The 17,619-nt window shown below is 75.2% G+C and carries 17 protein-coding genes and 1 pseudogene; 10 read left to right on the forward strand and 8 right to left on the reverse strand.

From position 1 onward, the window contains the following. The first annotated feature begins 235 nt into the window (after positions 1-235). The 3 genes and pseudogenes from ACFVSN_RS04105 to ACFVSN_RS04115 form a co-directional block, all read left to right on the forward strand. The gene (locus ACFVSN_RS04105) at positions 236-679 is read left to right on the forward strand and encodes an RrF2 family transcriptional regulator (RefSeq protein WP_380444933.1); all 444 of its coding nucleotides are present in this window, start codon (positions 236-238) and stop codon (positions 677-679) included. 89 nt (positions 680-768) lie between these two features. After that, complete coding sequence (locus tag ACFVSN_RS04110; RefSeq protein WP_387598981.1) at positions 769-1,953, forward strand: globin domain-containing protein; 1,185 nt, start codon at positions 769-771, stop codon at positions 1,951-1,953. A gap of 23 nt (positions 1,954-1,976) precedes the next feature. Then, positions 1,977-2,311 (forward strand): annotated as a pseudogene (locus tag ACFVSN_RS04115) (lactate utilization protein C); the annotation flags it as partial. Here ACFVSN_RS04115 and ddaH read toward each other — a convergent pair. Both ddaH and ACFVSN_RS04125 read right to left on the reverse strand, forming a co-directional pair. Continuing rightward, a complete protein-coding gene (ddaH, locus tag ACFVSN_RS04120; RefSeq protein WP_387598978.1) occupies positions 2,298-3,125 on the reverse strand; it encodes a dimethylargininase in 828 nt (275 codons plus the stop codon). The pseudogene ACFVSN_RS04115 and the gene ddaH overlap by 14 nt on opposite strands. A 191-nt stretch (positions 3,126-3,316) precedes the next feature. Beyond that, positions 3,317-4,210 (reverse strand): MBL fold metallo-hydrolase, encoded by an 894-nt coding sequence (locus tag ACFVSN_RS04125; RefSeq protein ID WP_387598975.1) that lies wholly within the window; start codon positions 4,208-4,210, stop codon positions 3,317-3,319. 208 nt (positions 4,211-4,418) lie between these two features. On the opposite strand from ACFVSN_RS04125, the gene ACFVSN_RS04130 reads away from it, so the two are divergent. Continuing rightward, entirely contained in the window at positions 4,419-5,201 is a 783-nt protein-coding gene (locus ACFVSN_RS04130; protein WP_380444937.1) for an SGNH/GDSL hydrolase family protein, read from the forward strand. 7 nt (positions 5,202-5,208) lie between these two features. Here ACFVSN_RS04130 and ACFVSN_RS04135 read toward each other — a convergent pair whose 3' ends face one another. After that, positions 5,209-5,616: a DUF2809 domain-containing protein gene (locus tag ACFVSN_RS04135; protein ID WP_380444938.1), complete on the reverse strand. Its 408-nt coding sequence runs from the start codon at positions 5,614-5,616 to the stop codon at positions 5,209-5,211. 120 nt (positions 5,617-5,736) lie between these two features. On the opposite strand from ACFVSN_RS04135, the gene ACFVSN_RS04140 reads away from it, so the two are divergent. The 3 genes from ACFVSN_RS04140 to ACFVSN_RS04150 all read left to right on the forward strand — a co-directional run bounded on the left by ACFVSN_RS04140 (position 5,737) and on the right by ACFVSN_RS04150 (position 9,234). Then, positions 5,737-7,167 carry a DUF2252 domain-containing protein gene (locus ACFVSN_RS04140; RefSeq protein ID WP_380444939.1) on the forward strand — a complete coding sequence of 477 codons (1,431 nt, stop codon included), beginning with the start codon at positions 5,737-5,739 and terminating at the stop codon, positions 7,165-7,167. Between the two features lie 274 nt (positions 7,168-7,441). Then, positions 7,442-7,978 (forward strand): hypothetical protein, encoded by a 537-nt coding sequence (locus ACFVSN_RS04145; protein WP_380444940.1) that lies wholly within the window; start codon positions 7,442-7,444, stop codon positions 7,976-7,978. Between the two features lie 35 nt (positions 7,979-8,013). Next, positions 8,014-9,234, forward strand: coding sequence for a sensor histidine kinase (locus ACFVSN_RS04150; protein WP_380444941.1), 1,221 nt, complete (start codon positions 8,014-8,016; stop codon positions 9,232-9,234). A gap of 89 nt (positions 9,235-9,323) precedes the next feature. Here ACFVSN_RS04150 and ACFVSN_RS04155 read toward each other — a convergent pair whose 3' ends face one another. From ACFVSN_RS04155 to ACFVSN_RS04165, 3 genes are all read right to left on the reverse strand, one after another. After that, positions 9,324-10,010, reverse strand: coding sequence for an alpha/beta fold hydrolase (locus ACFVSN_RS04155; protein ID WP_380499440.1), 687 nt, complete (start codon positions 10,008-10,010; stop codon positions 9,324-9,326). Positions 10,011-10,081: 71 nt separating this feature from the next. After that, complete coding sequence (locus ACFVSN_RS04160; protein ID WP_380444943.1) at positions 10,082-11,584, reverse strand: MFS transporter; 1,503 nt, start codon at positions 11,582-11,584, stop codon at positions 10,082-10,084. Beyond that, complete coding sequence (locus tag ACFVSN_RS04165) at positions 11,581-12,144, reverse strand: helix-turn-helix domain-containing protein (protein ID WP_380444944.1); 564 nt, start codon at positions 12,142-12,144, stop codon at positions 11,581-11,583. Before ACFVSN_RS04165 ends, ACFVSN_RS04160 begins: the two co-directional genes overlap by 4 nt. Before the next feature lie 209 nt (positions 12,145-12,353). Between ACFVSN_RS04165 and ACFVSN_RS04170 the strand changes: the two genes are divergently transcribed. Continuing rightward, a complete protein-coding gene (locus ACFVSN_RS04170; protein WP_380509239.1) occupies positions 12,354-13,646 on the forward strand; it encodes a DUF5685 family protein in 1,293 nt (430 codons plus the stop codon). Positions 13,647-13,649: 3 nt separating this feature from the next. Here ACFVSN_RS04170 and ACFVSN_RS04175 read toward each other — a convergent pair whose 3' ends face one another. After that, the gene (locus tag ACFVSN_RS04175; RefSeq protein ID WP_359958721.1) at positions 13,650-13,805 is read right to left on the reverse strand and encodes a hypothetical protein; all 156 of its coding nucleotides are present in this window, start codon (positions 13,803-13,805) and stop codon (positions 13,650-13,652) included. 197 nt (positions 13,806-14,002) lie between these two features. Here ACFVSN_RS04175 and ACFVSN_RS04180 point away from each other — a divergent pair, with 197 nt between their 5' ends. Both ACFVSN_RS04180 and ACFVSN_RS04185 read left to right on the forward strand, forming a co-directional pair. Beyond that, on the forward strand, positions 14,003-14,890 hold the full coding sequence (locus ACFVSN_RS04180; RefSeq protein ID WP_380509236.1) for a chitosanase: 888 nt from the start codon (positions 14,003-14,005) through the stop codon (positions 14,888-14,890). Between the two features lie 132 nt (positions 14,891-15,022). After that, the gene (locus tag ACFVSN_RS04185; protein WP_387598967.1) at positions 15,023-16,282 is read left to right on the forward strand and encodes an ROK family protein; all 1,260 of its coding nucleotides are present in this window, start codon (positions 15,023-15,025) and stop codon (positions 16,280-16,282) included. A gap of 81 nt (positions 16,283-16,363) precedes the next feature. On the opposite strand, the gene ACFVSN_RS04190 is transcribed toward ACFVSN_RS04185, so the two are convergent. Beyond that, positions 16,364-17,578, reverse strand: a complete 1,215-nt coding sequence (locus ACFVSN_RS04190; protein ID WP_387598965.1) for a serine hydrolase domain-containing protein — start codon at positions 17,576-17,578, stop codon at positions 16,364-16,366. Positions 17,579-17,619: the final 41 nt, after the last annotated feature.

The raw sequence follows: 17,619 nt of genomic DNA on the forward strand, positions 1-17,619 counted from the left end.
CGTTCCGATCACCCGTCAGGAAGTGACCGCTAATGTCGCCAACTGTTCAGATTCGACCGAAAGTTCGGTGCGAGGACGGTAAGAGGCGGCCGGAAACGGGAGCGTCGGGGGGCGCCCGCGCGTAGGGTCCCCGGCCGCCGGCCCGGACGGGCTCCGGACCGGGCTCCGGACCGGGCTCCGGACCGCGCGTGCAAGAAATTGGAGTTCTGGAGTCGTATTCGCTAGCGTTCCGAACGTGAGGCTGACCAAGAGCACCGACATCGCCCTCCGCATCGCCATGCGGCTGGCCGTCCTCGACGAGGCGGCGAACCCGACCACCCGCGAGGTGGCCGAGGCGGTCGGCGTGCCGTACACCCACGCGGCCAAGGTGGTCAGCCGGCTGCAGCACCTCGGCGTGGTCGAGGCGCGGCGCGGCCGGGGCGGGGGGCTGGTGCTCACCTTCGCCGGGCGGACCGGATCGCTCGGCCTGCTGCTCCGCGAACTGGAGGGGGTCGGCGACGTCGTCGGCTGCGAGGACGACCCGCCCTGCCCGCTGCGGGCCGCGTGCCGGCTGCGCGGGGCGCTGCGCACCGCGCAGGAGGCCTTCTTCGCGGCGCTCGACCCGCTCTGCATCGACGACCTGGTGGCCTCCCCCACCGGACCGGTGCTGCTGAGCCTCTCCGCCAGACCCGCCGACTGACCGACCCGCCCGCCGATCGCCGCCCCCTCGGGGCGCACTCCGGCGCGCCATTTAATATGCATCTCAGATACCAATTTGGAGCGAGCCTGATGCTGTCCGCCAAGAACGCCGAGGTCGTCGAGGCCACCCTGCCCGTCGTGGGCGCCGCCATCGGCGACATCACCCCGCGGTTCTACGACCGGCTGTTCGCCGCGCACCCCGAGCTGCTGCGCGACGTGTTCAACCGGGGCAACCAGGCCAACGGCACCCAGCGCCAGGCCCTCGCCGGGTCGATAGCCGCCTTCGCCGGCGCCCTGATCGCGCACCCCGACCAGCGGCCGGACGCCATGCTGGCCCGCATCGCGCACAAGCACGTGTCGATCGGCATCTCCAGCGACCAGTACAAGGTCGTCCGCGAGCACCTGTTCGCCGCCATCGTCGACGTGCTCGGCGAGGCCGTCACCCCCGAGGTGGCCGCCGCCTGGGACGAGGTCTACTGGCTGATGGCCAACGCCCTCATCGCCATCGAGGACCGGCTGCGCGCCGAGGCCGCCGGCCCCGACGGCGACCCGGCCGACCTCTGGCGCCCGTACACCGTCGTCGCCCGCCATCAGGAGACCGAGGACGTCACCAGCTACCTCGTCCGGCCCGCCGACGGCGGGCCCGTGCCCACCGGCCGACCCGGCCAGTACGTCTCCGTGCGCACCGAACTGCCCGACGGCGCCCACCAGATCCGCCAGTACAGCCTCTCCGGCACCGCCGCCGGCGCCCTGCGCTTCAGCGTCAAGCGCGAGGCCGGCGGCGAGGTCTCCGGCCACCTGCACGATCACCTGCGGGCCGGCGGCACCGTGGAACTCGCACCCCCGATGGGCGACATCGCCCTCGCCGACGGCGACGGCCCGGTGCTGCTGGTCTCCGCCGGGATCGGCAACACCCCGATGATCGCGATGCTCGCCCACCTCGCCGACGCCGGCTCCACCCGCGCCGTCGTCTCGGTGCACGGCGACCGCGACCAGCTCGCCCACGCCTTCCGCGCCGACCTCGCCCGGCTCACCGCCGAACTGCCGGACGCCACCGCCCACGTCTTCTACGAGCGCCCGCTCGGCGAGTGGCCCGCCGACCGCACCGGTCTGGTGGACCTGACCACCGTCGACGTCCCGGCCGGCGCCACCGCCTACCTGTGCGGCCCGCTGCCCTTCCTCCGCGCGGTGCGCGGCCAGCTGCTCGCCGCCGGCGTCCCGGCCGCCGACATCCACTACGAGGTCTTCGGCCCGGACCTCTGGCTCGGCGCCTGAGCCCGCCGACTGACTCCACGCTCACCACCGCCCGTCTCGACGCCGTCGACAGCGTCGTGACGGGCTGTGCGCTCGCGATCGCCGAGACCGGGACGATCGTGCTGGACGCCGTCGACAGCGTCGTGACGGGCCGCTCACCCTCGTCCCGGACCACCACGTGTGCGTGGTGCGCGCGCCGGAGCAGGTCGTGGCCTCCGTCCCGCTCGCGCCGGCCCGGCTCGGCCCGGCGAGCCGCAGGCCGCAGACCTGGATCTCCGGGCCGTCCGCGACCAGCGACATCGAGCCCGACCGGGTCGAGGGCGTGCACGGGCCGCGCGGGCTCGACGTCCTCCTGGTCACGGGCGCTACGCCGGCCTGAGCTCCAGCGTGCAGCACTTCGCCCCGCCGCCGCCCTTGAGCAGCTCCGAGACGTCGACCGGGATCGGCTCGTAGCCCTCGTCCGCGAGCCGCCCGGCCAGGTTCTTCGCCGCCTCCGGCAGGAGCACCCGGCGCCCGTCCGAGACGGCGTTCAGGCCGAAGACCTCGGCGTCGGCGCGGTCGGCCAGGATCGCGTCGGGGTACAGGGCGCGCAGCACCGCCCGGCTGTCGGCGTCGAACGCCTCCGGGTAGTACATGACCTGGTCGTCGTCCAGGACGGCCAGCGCGGTGTCCAGGTGGTAGAAGCGCGGGTCGACGAGGGTGAGGGTGGTCACCGGCACGCCGAACACCTCGCCCGCCTCGGCGTGCGCGGCGCGCGAGGTGCGGAAGCCGGTGCCGGCCAGCACCCGGCGCCCGGCCACCAGGTGGTCGCCCTCGCCCTCGTTGACGTGCCCGGCGCGGCGCACCTCGTGGTAGCCGCGGTCGCGGAACCAGTCCTGGTAGGCGGAGGACTCGGGGGCGCGCTCGGGGTAGCGGAAGGTGGCGACCAGCGCGCGGCCGTCCAGGACGGTCGCGCCGTTGGCGGCGTACACCATGTCGGGCAGGCCGGGCACCGGCTCGATCAGCTCGACGGTGTGGCCGAGGCGGCGGTAGAGCCAGTAGAGGCGCTCCCACTGGCGGATGGCGAGCGCGGTGTCGGTGGGCTGGGCCGGGTCCATCCAGGGGTTGATCGCGTAGTCCACGGTGAAGTACGTCGGCCGGCACATCAGGTAGTGCCGCGGCCGGGCGGTGCGCTCCGGGGTCAGACGTGGCATGTCTCTACCGTCCTTGAACAGCAAGGGTGTTCGGGTCCTGTTGCGGCTGCCCAGGCAGCGCCGTCCGCACACCCGCGCAGCCCTCCCCGCCGGGCGCACTCCCCCGCGCAACCGGCGCGAGCCCCGGCGCACACGCACCGTCCCGGGCCTGGCCGGGCATCCCCGGTCGGGCCGGGTCGGGTCGGGTCGGGTCACCAGCGGACCGCCGCGAAGTCGACCGGGGCCGGGCGCAGCGTCCGGCAGCGCTCGGCGAGGGCACGCAGCCGGCGGGCCGCCTCCTCGGTCGGCATCCGGCGCCGCTCGCCGTGGCCGGGCAGCAGCCACTCGAAGCGCAGCGCGTCCACCGTGCGGTCGAGCGACGCGGAGAGCTCCAGGACCGAGTGCCAGACGATCGTCTCGAACACCGCGATGTCCTCGTCGGTGCGGGACCAGTGCAGGGTGTCGCCGGTGAAGAGGTGGCGTTCGTCGGCGAGGTAGAGCACGCTGCCGCGGGTGTGGCCGGGGAAGGGGTGCGCGACGACGCCCGGGACGACCTCGACCGGGTCGGTGCCGCGCAGCACGCGGTCGGCGGTCGGGGCGGCGTCCAGGTCGCCCTCGTGGATCCAGAGCCGGGCGCCGAGGCGGTCGGCCCAGGCGCGGCCGTGCTCGGCGTGGTCACGGTGCGTCAGGAGGACGTCGGTGACCGGGCCGAGAGCCGCGTAGCGGGCGGCGAGGGACTCGGCGAAGCGGGGCGTGTCGACCATGATCCAGCCGTCCGGGCGGCGCAGGAGGTAGGAGTTGGCGCCGGCGGTGCGCGGGGAGTTGTGGCCGAGCAGCAGCAGCCCGTCGTCGAGGGCCAGCGGGAACGGGTCGGTGCCCGGTTCGAGCCGGCCGCCGGCGGGGCGGATCGAGCGGGTGGGGCAGGCGTGGGCGGCGGAGTACAGCTGCCGGCGTTCGGCGTCGTCCCGCGGCTGGCGCGCCAGTTCGGAGCGGCCGTCGCGCTCGCGGATCAGGCCGGGTGCGAGCTGGCGGGCGGCGTCGCAGTTGAAGCAGCGGTCGTCGACGGTCCAGTCTCCGGGCACGCCGGAGGGAGGGGTCGTGGTCATGGAGGGCTCCCGGGGGGGGTGACGGCGGCCGAGCGGCCGCGCACCTCCACCCTCGTCCGCGCGGGCCGGAAACCGGAAGGGGGCGGGCGTCTTGTGCTTCACGAACGCGCCTGATCACCACGGGGTTTACCAACGTGGCCGATGTCACGTCGGCATAAGGGTCACCTACGGTGGCGTAGGTCACTTGATTAGGTGAACTATCTTCTTCATGCCGAATCTCCAGGAGACCCTTGACATCAGTTCGTATGCCGCCCTCGGCGACAGCTTCACCGAGGGCCTGAACGACCCCGGGCTCGACGGCGCCTTCTTCGGCTGGGCCGACCGCCTGGCCGGGATGCTCGCGGTGAGCAAGCCGAAGGGCGAGTTCCGCTACGCCAACCTCGCGGTCCGCGGGCGGCTGCTGGACCAGATCGCCGCCGAGCAGGTGCCCGAGGTCCGCCGCCTCCAGCCCGACCTCGTCACCTTCTGCGCCGGCGGCAACGACATCCTGCGCCCCGGCAGCGACCCGGACGAGGTGGCCGAGCGCTTCGAGCGGGCCGTCACCCAACTCGCGGACTCCGCGGGCACGGTGCTCATCTGCACCGGCTTCGACACCAAGGACGTCCCGCTGCTCAAGCACCTGCGCGGCAAGATCGCCACCTACAACGGGCACATGCGCGCCGTCGCCGACCGGCACGGCTGCAAGGTCGCCGACCTCTGGTCGCTGCGCTCGGTGCACGACCGCCGCGCCTGGAGCGAGGACCGGCTGCACCTGTCCCCCGAGGGCCACCAGCGGGTCGCCCTGCTGGCCGCCAACTCGCTCGGCCTGCGCACCGACGAGGACCCGCAGGCGCCGTGGCCGACCGCTCCGCACCTGTCCGCCGCCGACCAGCGGCGCGAGAACATCCAGTGGGCCCGCGAGTTCCTGATCCCGTGGGTCGGGCGGCGCCTGCGCGGCGAGTCCTCGGGCGACCACGTCGAGCCCAAGCGCCCGGACCTGATGCCGCTCTGACGACAGGTCACCTGCCGGGTGCCGCGACCTCCCGGGGCCGCAGCACCCGGTGCGCGGCGTACGCCGACGCGGCACCGACCAGGTACCAGAACAGGTCGGGCGGGTTGAACGTGGAGCCGAGGACCAGCCGGGCGAGCGTGCTGCGCCGCCCGAGGTCGTCCGGCACGCCGGTGATCTGGAACAGCTCCACCGCCCAGCTCAGCGCCGCCGCCACGACGGCCGCCCGGGCCGGGCGCACCCGGGGCGCCACGAGCACCACCAGGGCGTACACCAGCACGGTGTAGAGCGCGTCCCCCGCACACTTGGCGAACTCCCCGGCGGCGACGGACCGGACACCCAGCCCTGCCGCCACCGTCAGTCCCGCCGCCACCACTGCCGCCGCCCGCACCCGCAGGCTCCCCCGTCGATCGCTCACGCGACCGATGCTACGTGCTGGAACCACCGCTTCCGTTCGAACGTCACTCCACTCGCAGGCCGTTCGCGCACGTCGCCGGGCGGGGGAGCGACGAAGGGCGGGCGGGAAGCGGTGACACAGGTGACCGATGCGGTGCACGAGGCCACGGCAGACACGGACGGGAAGCCCCAACGGCGCTTCGCCGTCCCCGGGTTCGCCCGGCACCACGACACCCGCGCCCGCGAGCGCGGCAAGGCGCTGCGCGGGCGGGTGCCGCGCGAGGAGCACGCGCTGTTCGCCCCCGCGGCCGACCGGCCGACCGCCGTCGAGGCCCTGGAAGCCTCCAACGCCGGCCGGCTGCCCCGCCTCGTCCCGATCCGGGTCGGCCGGATGGCCGCCACCCCGTTCGCCTTCCTGCGCGGCTCCGCCGGACTGATGGCCGCCGACCTCGCGGGCACGCCCGTCACCGGCGTCCGCGCCCAGCTGTGCGGCGACGCGCACGCCGCCAACTTCGGCCTCTACGGCGACGCCCGCGGCCAACTCGTCATGGACATCAACGACTTCGACGAGACCGTGCCCGGCCCCTGGGAGTGGGACCTCAAGCGCCTCGCCACCAGCCTGGTGCTGGCCGGACGCGAGACCGGGGCGAGCGAGACCACCGCCCGCCAGGCCGCCGCCCACGTGGCCGGGGCCTACCGCCGCACGGTGCGCACGCTCGCCAAGCTGCCCGCCCTCGACGCCTGGAACGCCGTGGCCGACGAGCAGTTGGTCTCCTTCGCCGAGGCGCACGACCTCGCCGACGTGCTGCGCAAGGTCGGTGCCAAGGCGCTGGGCAACACCAGCGCCCGGTTCGCCGCCAAGAGCACCGTCCGCGAGGCGGACGGCGCCTGGCGCTTCACCGCCGCTCCCCCGGTGCTCACCGAGCTGCCGTGCGAGCTCGCCGCGGCGGTCGCCGAATCGCTCGGCCCGTACGTCGACACCGTGCCCGCCGAGGTGCGCACGCTGCTCGCCCGCCACCGGGTCCAGGACGTCGCGTTCCGGGTGGTCGGCACCGGCAGCGTCGGCACCCGCTCGTACGTCGTGCTGCTCACCGACCACCGGGACCAGCCGCTCGTGCTCCAGGTCAAGGAGGCCCGCCCGTCGGTACTCCTGCCCCACCTGGCCCGCGCGGGCTTCGCCGTCACGGACCCGGAGCCGCACGAGGGCCGCCGGGTGGTGCTCGGCCAGAAGCACATGCAGGTGGTCAGCGACACCCTGCTCGGCTGGACCACGGTGAACGGACGGCCCTACCAGGTACGGCAGTTCCGCAACCGCAAGGGCAGCGTCGACCCGGCCGCGCTGCTGCCCGGCCAGCTCGACGACTACGCCCGGATCACCGGCGCGCTGCTCGCCCGGGCCCACGCGCACACCGCCGACCCGGGCGTCCTCGCCGGCTACTGCGGCAAGAGCGAGGCGCTGGACGAGGCGGTCGCCGCCTTCGCGGTCGCCTACGCGGACCGCACGGAGGCCGACCACGCGGACCTGGTCGCGGCGGTGCGCAGCGGGCGGCTGCCGTCGGAGCCGGGGGTCTGAGCGCTTCGATCCGGGGTCGCCGTGGGTGACCGGGACCGCGCCGGGACGAGGGCCTCAGGTGCCCGGGACCGGGGGCGGTCCACCGTGGGGGCATGCCACGTACGCGAACGACGGCCGCCCCGGGCGACTTCCCGGCGGCACGCACGACCCCGCTCGCGAGCTCACCCGGGCGGTCGCCCCCTGGGGGCGGCCCGGGAGCGGGCGGGTTAGGACTGGACCGGACACGCGTTCGGCCGATGCCCGCCCCGGGCACCCTCACCCCCAGGACTCCGCCATGAACGACCACTCCACCCAGTCCCCCGCGGTGGGCGCCACCGTGCACCTCATCGGGCCCGGCGGCACGGCGGGCCCGGCCCTCGCCCACGGCATCCTCGCCGGTCCGCGCAGCGTGCTCGTGCCCGATCCGCCGAGGACCGTCGGCGACCCCTGGCAGCGCTACCTCGTGCGGCTCGGCCCGGCCCCCGACCCCGGCGACGGCGCCGAGGCGCTCCGGGTGGCCGGGGTCAGCCTGGCCGCGGTCGCCGTGGACGGCGTCCGGGCCGCGGTCGCCGTCCTCTCGCTCGCCTCGCCGTCCGCCCAGGCCCCGGCGGCCGCGAGCACCACGGCGGACGGGCTCGTCGACAGCGTCCGGCGCCACGGCGGCGACCTGTGGGCCGTGTTCGCCGAGCTCGGCTACCCGGTCACCCGTCCGCCGTCGGCGCCCGCCCCCGGGTCCGGGGACGACTGGTGGACCGGCTTCGCCGCGAGCGACGTCTCGGTCTTCGCCGCCGGGATCTGCTGCATCAGCGTCAACTGCCCGCCCAGGTGCTGACCGGCACCGGCGGCTGAGGGAAGGAGCCCGACCGGATGGATCCCGAACAGGTCCCGGCCGGAACCCGCCGGTGGATCCGGTCCGCCCGGGTGCAGGACGCCGCCCTCGCCCTCGCGGTCATCGTCCCCGAGGCCTTCTTCTTCGGTGACCCGATCGCCCCCGGCACGAGCTGGCCCGCACGGCTCGTGCTCGCCGCCTTCGCCCTGCCGGAGGCCGTCGCCCTGCTGTTCCGGCGGCGGTGGCCGACGGCGGTGTACCTCGTCGTCTGGGCGCTCGCGGCCGGCGCGAGCGTGCTCACCATCCTCACCGACTTCCACTTCACGCCGTACTTCGGCATTCTCGTCGCGCTGTACACCGTCGCCCGGCTGTGCCGCCGCCCGGCCGCCCTCACCGCCCTCGCCCTCACGGCCGTGCCGATCGGCCTCGACACCGCGGACATCCTGACCAGCCTCGGCACACCCGGCTACCGGACGGCCGCGCTCGTCACCGCCCTCGCGTTCTACCTGCCGCTCACCATCGCCGCCTGGGGCGTCGGCCGGTGGAGCCGGGCCACCGCCGCCGCGGCCGAGCACGACCGCCTCGCGCTCGCCCGCGCCCGCCTGGCCGTCACCCACGAACGCGTCCGGATCGCGCGCGAGCTGCACGACATCGTCGCCAACGCGGTGGCCGTCATCGTCATGCAGGCCGAGACCGCCCGCGCCACGGCCGCCGCCGACCCGCCCCGCGCCGAGGAGACCCTCACCCGGATCGAGGACCTCGGCCGCGGCGCCATGGCCGAACTCCGCCGCCTGCTGCGCCTCCTGCGCACCGCCGACGCGCCCGTCGAGGACGGCGTCCGGCGCAGGGGACTCGCGGACCTCGCCCCGCTGCTGGAGGACGTCCGCCGGGCCGGGGTGCTGATCGACCTGGAGGTGCAGGGGACGCCGGCGCACCTCGACGAGAGCGTCGACCTGACCGCCTACCGGCTCGTGCAGGAGGCCGTCACCAACATCACCAAGCACGCGGGGCCGGGCAGTCACGCCGCGGTCCGGATCACCTGGACCGACGTGCTGCACCTGGACGTGGTCGACGACGGGGCCGGCCACTGCACCGCCACCCGGCGCGAGCTGTCCACCGGCCACGGGCTGATCGGACTCGCCGAACGCATCGCCCTGTTCGGCGGCGAGCTCTCCGCGACGCCGTACCGGTCGGGCTTCCGGGTCACCGCGACCCTGCCGCTCACCCCGGCGTCGGTCGCGCCGGAGCCGGCGGGGTAGGGCGCCGGCTTGGGAGAGAGCCGGAGGGCGCCGCCGTCAGACCGTTCAGGCCACTCGGACCACTCAAACCGCCAGGCCGCTCAGACCGCTCAGACCGCCAGGAACGGCGCCACGGCGGCGACGTACTCGGCCGGGCGGGCGGCGTGCACCAGGTGGCCGGCGTCGATGGTGACCGTGCGGCAGTCCGGGATGAGGGCGGCCAGGTCGGCGATCCGCTCCTGCGAGACGTGGCTCGTCGGACCGCCCGCCACCACGAGGGTCGGCGCGGTGATCCGCCGCAGGCCCTCGCGCCAGGCCGGGTCGGGGGTGTCCACCTGGGCCTTGAGCGGGCGGACGACCGCCCAGTCGAAGTCCACCGGCTCCTGCGGCGCGTCCGGCACGGCGCTCGCCGGGCGCGGGAACGGCGGCGGGATCTCCTCCAGCACCAGGCGGCCGATCCGCTCCGGACGCGCCTGGGCGAGCAGGTAGGCGACCGCGCCGCCCATCGAGTGGCCGACCAGGTCGACCCGGTCGAGCCCGAGCGCGTCGAGCACGGCGAGGACGTCGTCGCGCATGGCCTCCAGGCTGTAGACGGCGGCGCGTCCGCTGTCGCCGTGCCCGCGCAGGTCGAGCGCGTACGCGCGGTGCCCCGGCGCGAGCGCGGGCAGGACGCCGTCCCAGTCCGAGGCCCGCTCGCCGAGAGCGTGCAGCAGCACCAGCGGCGGCCCGTCGGGCGGGCCGCTCTCACGGCAGGCGATCGCCACGTCGGGCAGGTCCACGATCCGAACGTCCGTCATGCCGATCACCGTACGTCGGGGCGGAGCGTCAGCCGACGGATGTTCGCCCAGGGCTCAGGGCGGGCCGCTGCTCACCGGGCCGGCGCTTCCCCACGGCTCACGGCCCCGGCCCCGACCTCTACCGACACCCCGCCCGCGCCCGCCGCCTCGCGGGCCGTCGCGCGGCCCGCCAGCACCGAGGCCAGCACCGCCAGCCCGGCGAGGGCCGCGCACACCAGGCTCGCGTACAGGTACGCCGAACGGTGGCCGCCGCCCGCGTCCGTGGCCCGCAGGTAGACGCCGGACAGTGCCGAGACGCCGACGGCCGCCGCGATCCGCTGGGCCATCTGCAGGATCGCACCGCTCACCCCGGCCGCCTCGGCGGGGGCGTGGCGCAGCACGTACGACTGGTTGGTGGCGCCCATCAGCCCGACCGAGGCCCCGCCGAGGAACTGGAGCAGCGCGAGCAGCCACGGCAGGACGGCGGCGGGGGCCCAGTGCGCGACCAGGCCGCTGAGCAGCATCGCGAGCGCGGAGCCGGTCATGCCCGCGGTGACGGTCCGCCGGCCGAAGCGCTGCACGACCCGCCACGCGAGTGCGGAGGCGACCCCCATCGCGACCGCCGACGGCAGCGCCACCAGGGCCGCGCCCATCGGGGAGAGCCCGAGGCCGTCCTGGAGGAACATCGTGAGCACGAGGCCGGCCGCGAGCGAGGAGCCGAACTGGGCCATCGCCGTGGCCGTCCCGAGCGCGTACGGCGCGGAGCGGGTGAGCGCGGGGTGGATCAGCGGGTGGCCGCCGGAGCGGGCGTAGCGGCGCTGCCACCACACGAGCGTGCCGAGCAGGAGCCCGGCGACGGCGGCGAACGCGAGCCACCCCGTCCAGGCGGGCGGCTGGACGAACGGCAGCATCAGCGCGAGCGTGAGCGCACCGACGAGCAGGAGGCCGACGAGGTCGAGGTTCGCGTTGCGGGCGCTCGGCCGCGGCCGGGGCAGGTGGCGCGCCGCGAGCAGGACGGTGGCGAGGCCGAACGGCACGTTGAGCAGGAAGGTCAGCCGCCAGCCGTGCTCGGGGCCGACGGCCGCCAGCACCGCGCCGCCGACCGGCGGCCCGAGCGCGAAGGCGAGCCCGCCGGTGACGGCGTACATGCCGAGGGCGCGGGCGCGCAGCTGGCCCTCGAAGACGTCCTGGAGGGTGCCGATCATCTGGGAGTTGACGAGTCCGGCACCCGCGCCCTGCACCAGCCGGGCGGCGATCAGCACACCGGGGTCGGCGGCCGTCGCGGAGACCACGCTGACCAGGGTGAACAGGGCGAGGCCGGTCACGAAGAACCACTTGCGGCCGAGGACGTCGCCGAGCCGCCCGCCGGGGATGAGGGCGAGACCGAAGGCCAGCGAGTACCCGGCGACGATCCACTGCAGGTGGGCGGGCTGGGCGTGCAGGCTCTCGCGCAGCGCGGGGATGGAGGTGTTGAGGACGGACTGGTCGATCAGGGTGGTGAACCCGCCCGCGACGCAGACCAGCAGGACGCGGCGCCCGGCGGCGTCGAAGCGCTCGCGGGGCGCCTTCGCTATCGCGGGGTTCGCGCCGTTCACGCTTCCACCACCACGAGCGCGTACCGGGCCTCGCCGGGCCCGAGGCTGCGGAAGCGGCTGGAGGAGGTGGTGTAGCGCAGACAGTCGCCGGCGCCGAGCCGGTGCGGCTCGCCGTCGACGGTCAGCTCCAACTCCCCCTCCAGCACCCACAGGTGGTGCTCCATGCCGGGCACGCACGGGCGGTCGTAGACGATGTCGGCCCCCGCCGGGAGCCGGCCCTCGATGATCTCGGCGCGCAGCGAGTTGTGCGGCGGGGAGACGGACCGGCGGACGAAGCCGCTCGTGCCGTCCCGCCAGACCCGCTGCTCCCCGGCCCGCACCAGACGCGCGGGCGCGGACTCGACCTCGGCGAGCAGCCGGGACATGGTCCGCCCGTAGACGGCGCACAGCCGCCCGAGCAGCGCGGCCGTCGGGCTGACCTCGGCCCGCTCGACGCGCGACAGCGTGGACCGGCTGACGTCCGCCCGCCGTGCCAACTCCTCCAGCGTCCAGCCGCGTTCGACCCGCAGCTCGGCGAGCCTGGTGGCGAGCCGCTCGTCGGCGGCCGTCTCGATTCCCATATTCGCGATGCTATCCCGGATCCGGGACGCGGTTCCCGGTCGCGCGGGCCCTTGTCCGAAGAACGGCCGGCCGGGAGGTGTCGGGGGCCGCCGCGACCCGGCCCCGGCGTGTGCGGATCTCGTGCGACCCCTCGGCCCGGCAGGGCGGCTGATCATATGATGTCGGCCGGATCGGGGCTGGTCAGAGGCCCGAACGGCGAGGGGGAATCATGTTCGGCATCATCAGACCGTGCAAGCACCGGCTGTCCGAGCGGCTCCAGAGCTCGTGGATGGCGCACCTGTGCGGGCTGTGCCTCGCGCTGCGCGACGACCACGGGCAGCTCGCCCGCACCGCCACCAACTACGACGGCCTGATCATCTCGGTGCTGGTCGAGGCGCAGAGCGCCCGCGACGACTCCTCCTGGCGCCGTACCGCCGGGCCGTGCCCGCTGCGCGGCATGCGCACCGCCTCCGTCGCCAAGGGCGAGGGCGCCCGGCTCGCGGCCGCCGTCTCGCTCGCGCTCGCCTCGGTCAAGATCCGCGACCACGTCGAGGACCGCGACGGCGTCTTCGCCCGCCGGCCGGTCGCGGCGGGGGCGCGGGCCGTCACCCGGCGCTGGGACCGGCAGAGCGCGGGCAGCGCCTCGGCGGTCGGCTTCGACACCGCCGTCCTGCTCGACGCCGCCTCCCGGCAGGGCGAGTTGGAGCGCGCGCTGCGCCCGGGCGGGTCCGTCCTGCTGGTCACCGAGCCGACCGAGAGCGCGACGTCGGCCGCTTTCGCACACACCGCCGTCCTCGCCGGGCGCCCCGGCAACGCGGCCCCGCTCGCCGAGGCCGGACGGCTCTTCGGCCGGCTCGCCCACCTCCTCGACGCCGCCGAGGACCAGGACGCCGACGCGGCGAGCGGCGCCTGGAACCCGCTGACGGCCACCGGCACCGACCGCGCCGAGGCCGAACGGCTGTGCCGCGACGCCGTCCACGGCATCCGACTGGCGCTGCGCGAGGTCGAACTGACGGACCGGGCGCTGGTGCACGTCCTGCTCGCGCACGAGACGGAGACCGCCGTCGACCGGGTCTTCGGCTCCGCCCGTCACACCGCCGCGTGCCGCACCCGGACGCCCGGCAGCGGCGGAGACGGGGGCCACCCGTCCGCCGAGCACCCGTCCGCCGAGCACCCCCAGGACGCCCCGCCGCGCCGGGAGTCCGAGAAGGCGCCCGCCCCGCCGTGGATCCCGCAGGGCCCCGGCTTCACCCCGGTCGGCCCCAAGCCGCCGCAGCCGCGCAACCTGCTGGCCGGCTGCGCGGTGTGGGCGCTCATGGCCTGCACGTGCCAGCTGATGTGCTGCGAGCACAACGACCCGTTCAGCCGCGAGCCGCGCAAGGGCTTCTGCGAGCGGCACGACTGCTGCGACAACTGCGACTGCAGCGGCTGCGACGGGTGCGGTGACTGCTGCCAGTGCTGCCAGTGCTGCGGCGACGGCTGCGACTGCGGCTGTGACGGGTGCGACTGCGGCTGCAACTGACGGTCATCCGTCCCGCCGCACCGCCGCCTCCCGGTCCGCCGCGAGCGAGTTCTCCAGTCCCGTCAGCAACTGCCGGAACCGGTCCGCGTCCTGTTCGGTCATCCGCCCCTCGGGCAGCCGCCCGGCGTCCCCCGGCCGCTCGGCCGTGCTCTCGTCCATGCGGCAGACGCTAGGGGCGGGTGATCAACACGCGATAAACGCACCTGCCGACGATGGGCGCGCCCTCCTCGCCGAATCCTCTCGGAAATTTATTAGGAAAGTTTACTTACCTTATGGACCGGGGCGCGCCCGGGCCCCTAGTCTGCTGCCGCGAGCTCGCGCTTCACCTCACCCCCACGGAGAAACGGAGCACAGCCATGCGACTTGCCCGAGTCCCCCGCCTCGCCGTCGTCGCCACCGCGGTCGCCCTGGCCGCCGGCCCCGCCTGCGCCGCAACCGCCTCGCCCGCCTTGCCCGCCGCCCCCACCGCCCCCACGGCGGCCGCCACCACCGCGACCGCCGCCCGCCCGCTGGACGCCGGCGGCATGACCGCCGACCAGCGCCGCCGGGCCGACCAGCTGATCAGCATCTTCGAGAACAGCACCACCGTCATCCAGTACGGCTACGCCGAGAACATCAACGACGGCCGCGGCGTCACCGCCGGGCGCGCCGGCTTCACCACCAACGACGGCGACGCGCTCAAGGTCGTCCGCGCCTACACCGCAACCGTCCCCGACAACCCGCTGGCCCGTTTCGTCCCCGAGCTGGAGCGCCTCGCCGCAGCCGGCAGCGGCGACACCAGCGGGCTGCCCGAGGCCGACTACATCGCGGCGTGGCAGCAGGCCGCCGACGACCCGGCCTTCCGCCAGGTCCAGGACGACCAGGTCGACCAGCGCTACTTCTCCCCCGCGATGAGCCAGGCCGACCAGCTCGGACTCACCACCGCGCTCGCCCGCGCCGAGCTGTACGACGCCTCGATCCAGCACGGCAACGGCGGCGAGTACGACGCGCTGCCCGCGCTGATCGCCCGCACCAACGCCAAGGCCGGCCCGCCGTCGAGCGCCGGGGAGAACGCCTGGCTCGCGGCGTTCTTCGACGTCCGCGTCGACGACCTCACCAACCCGGCCAACGGCTCGACGGCCGACGAGTGGCGCAAGTCCGTCGACCGCGTCGAGTGCCTGCGCCGCATAGCCGCGACGGGCAACTACAACCTCGACGGCCCGCTGGACGTCACCGCCTTCGGGGCGGGCTACACGATCAGCTGACGCGGCCGCAACGGCCCGTCACCCCACCGGTGGTGGCGCGGAACGGCCGGTCCCGCCACCACCGGCCCCGGCCTCCCGATCGTGCCCCGCCCGGGCTCGTTCGCCGCCGGACGGTGCCATACCATCGGCCGAATGAACGCAGCAGGACGGAGAACGGCCGACCAGGCCCCCCGGGACCCCGCCCCGCCCACCCCGGTGCCGCTGCCCGGTCGGCAGACCTGGAACCGGCAGCGGTTGCGCAGCAACAACGAATGGCTGCTCCTGGAGCGGCTGCGCGTGCACGGACCGCTCTCCCGGGCCCAGCTCGCCCGCGACACGGGCCTGTCCAAGCCCACCGTCTCCGCCGCCCTGGCCGCCCTCGAACTCGCCGGCCTGGCCCGCGAGGCCGGCCGCTTCTCCCCCGACCGGGGCCGCACGGCCGTCCTGTACGAGGCCGACCCGGCCGCCGGGCACGTCCTCGGCCTCGACATCGGCCGGGCCCGGCTGCGGGTGGCCGTCGCCGACCTGTCCGGCCGGATCGTCGCCCGCCGCGACCTGCCCAACCGGGGCCGCTCGGCGAACGCGGTGGCCGACGCCGCCGTCGCCGCCGCGCAGGAGGCCATCGCCGAGGCCGGCCTCACCCCGGCCGACATCGCCCACACCGTGGCCGGCTCCCCCGGCGTGTGGGACGAGCGGCGGCGCAGCGTCCAGCTCGCCGCCAACCTGCCGGGCTGGGGCCGCCCCGGCCTCTTCGACCGCATCGCGGAGGGCCTCGGCAGCGGCCGGGCCGTCACCGTCGCCAACGACGCCAACCTGGCCGCCGTCGGCGAGTACACCTACGGCGCGGGCGAGGGCAGCCGCCTCTTCGTCTACCTCCTCGTCGGCACCGGCCTCGGCGTCGGCGTCGTCAAGGACGGCGAACTGCTCACCGGCGCCCACGGCGCGGCCGGCGAACTCGGCCTCCTGCGCCTGCCCGGCTGCGACGTCCCACCCGGCGTCGAGGGCGACCCGACGCTCGAACAGACCGTCTCCGCCGACGCGGTGGTGCGCACCGCCCTCGGGCTCGGCATGCGCCGGCCGCTGACGGCGGAGAAGGTGTTCGACAGGGCCCGCTCCGGCGACCCGGCCGCGGCGGAGGCCGTCCGGCTGGAGGCCGACCGGCTCGGCCACGCGCTCGCCGTCGTGGCGGCGCTGCTCGACCCGGACGTCGTGGTCCTCGGCGGCGGCATCGGCCGCAGCGCCGACCTGCTGCTGCGCCCGCTGGAGGAGGCGCTGCACGAGCGTTCGCCGATGCGCCCGCGCCTGGAGGCGACCCGTCTGGGCCAGGACGCGGTCCTGCTCGGCGCCGTCGCGACCGCGCTGGAGACGGCCCGCCCGGAGGTCTTCGAGCGGCGGACGGCCGCCGTCTCCTGACGGCACGGACGGGGGCCCCGGCCGTTCTCCGGATGCTGTTGGCGAATCCGTGGCCCCGTCAACTCCCTTGCGGGAGCGGCCTCAGGCGTGGAGCGCCAGGCCGAAGGCGGTGACGAGCACCTTCAGCGAGTACCGGTTCTCGGCACCGTCCAGTCCGGTCGGGTTGACCGAGTAGACCACGGTGCGGCCCAGGTCCCGGGTGGCGAACACTCCGCTGGTGTAGCCGGGGCGCGAGCCCGTCTTGCCCCAGATCACGACCCCGTTCTGCTTCAGGCGTTCCAGGCCCATGCTCATGCAGGCCTTGTTGCCCGGGCAGTGGGTGCTGTCCGCGGCGACCGGCACGTCCGGGACGGTGAACAGCTTCTCCTGCTGCGCCGGGGGCAGCAGCCGGCCGCGGAAGAGGGCGGTCATGAAGCGCTCGAGGTCCGGGGCGCTGGAGATCATGCCGCCCTCCGCCCAGGGCCAGGGGCTCTGCTCGGTGACGTCCGCCCGGTACGTGCCGCCGTCCGGGTCCGGGACGGTCAGGTACGGGTGGCTGGCGGGGTGGTGCAGGCGCGGGTCGTCCGCGTCCGGCAGCGAGGTGTCGTGCAGGCCGAGCGGACGGATGATGCGCTCGCGCAGCTCGTGGGCGTAGCTGTGCCCGGTGACCCGCTCGACGAGCAGACCGGCGACGAAGCTGTTCATCCCGTTGTACTGCTGCTGGGTGCCCGGGTCGAAGGCCATCTTCTGGCCGGCCATGGTGGCGACGATCTCCTCCGGGGTGTACCCGTCGCTCCCGTGGTCGGCGAACCACGCGGTGGTGCCGTCGCCCCAGAACGCGTTGGACCCGCCCGGCAGGCCGCTGGTGTGATCGAGCAACTGGCCGACCTTGACCGGCGGGAACCCCTCGGGCAGGACGTCCGGGAGGTACTGCTGGACGGTGCCGTCCAGGTCGATCCGCCCCTCGGCGGCGAGCTGGAGGACGACGGTGGCGGTGAAGACCTTCGAGATCGAGCCGATCCGGAACCGGCCCCCGGTGTCCACGTCATCCCCCGACGTGGCGTCCAGGCTGCCGCCGGAGCCGGTGACGCGGACGAAGGCCGCCGACACGTCGGCCGCCGGGCGCGCGTCGAGCGCCTTGCGGACGGCCGCCGCGTCCAGCGGCGCCAGCGGCGCGGCGCTCGCCGGGGCACCGCTGGGGACGGCGGCCGGCTGCGCCGCCAGCGCGGGGGTGCCCGCGCCGACCGTCAGGGCGGCCGTGAGCGCACCGGCGGCGGCGAGGACGGCCCAACGGGTGCGGTTGGCGTAGGGGTTCACGGGTGATGCAACTCCAGACTGATCGTCAGTAGAGCCGACCG

Origin of the sequence: Kitasatospora sp. NPDC057904 (assembly GCF_042887925.1) — a bacterium.
Lineage (GTDB): Bacteria > Actinomycetota > Actinomycetes > Streptomycetales > Streptomycetaceae > Kitasatospora.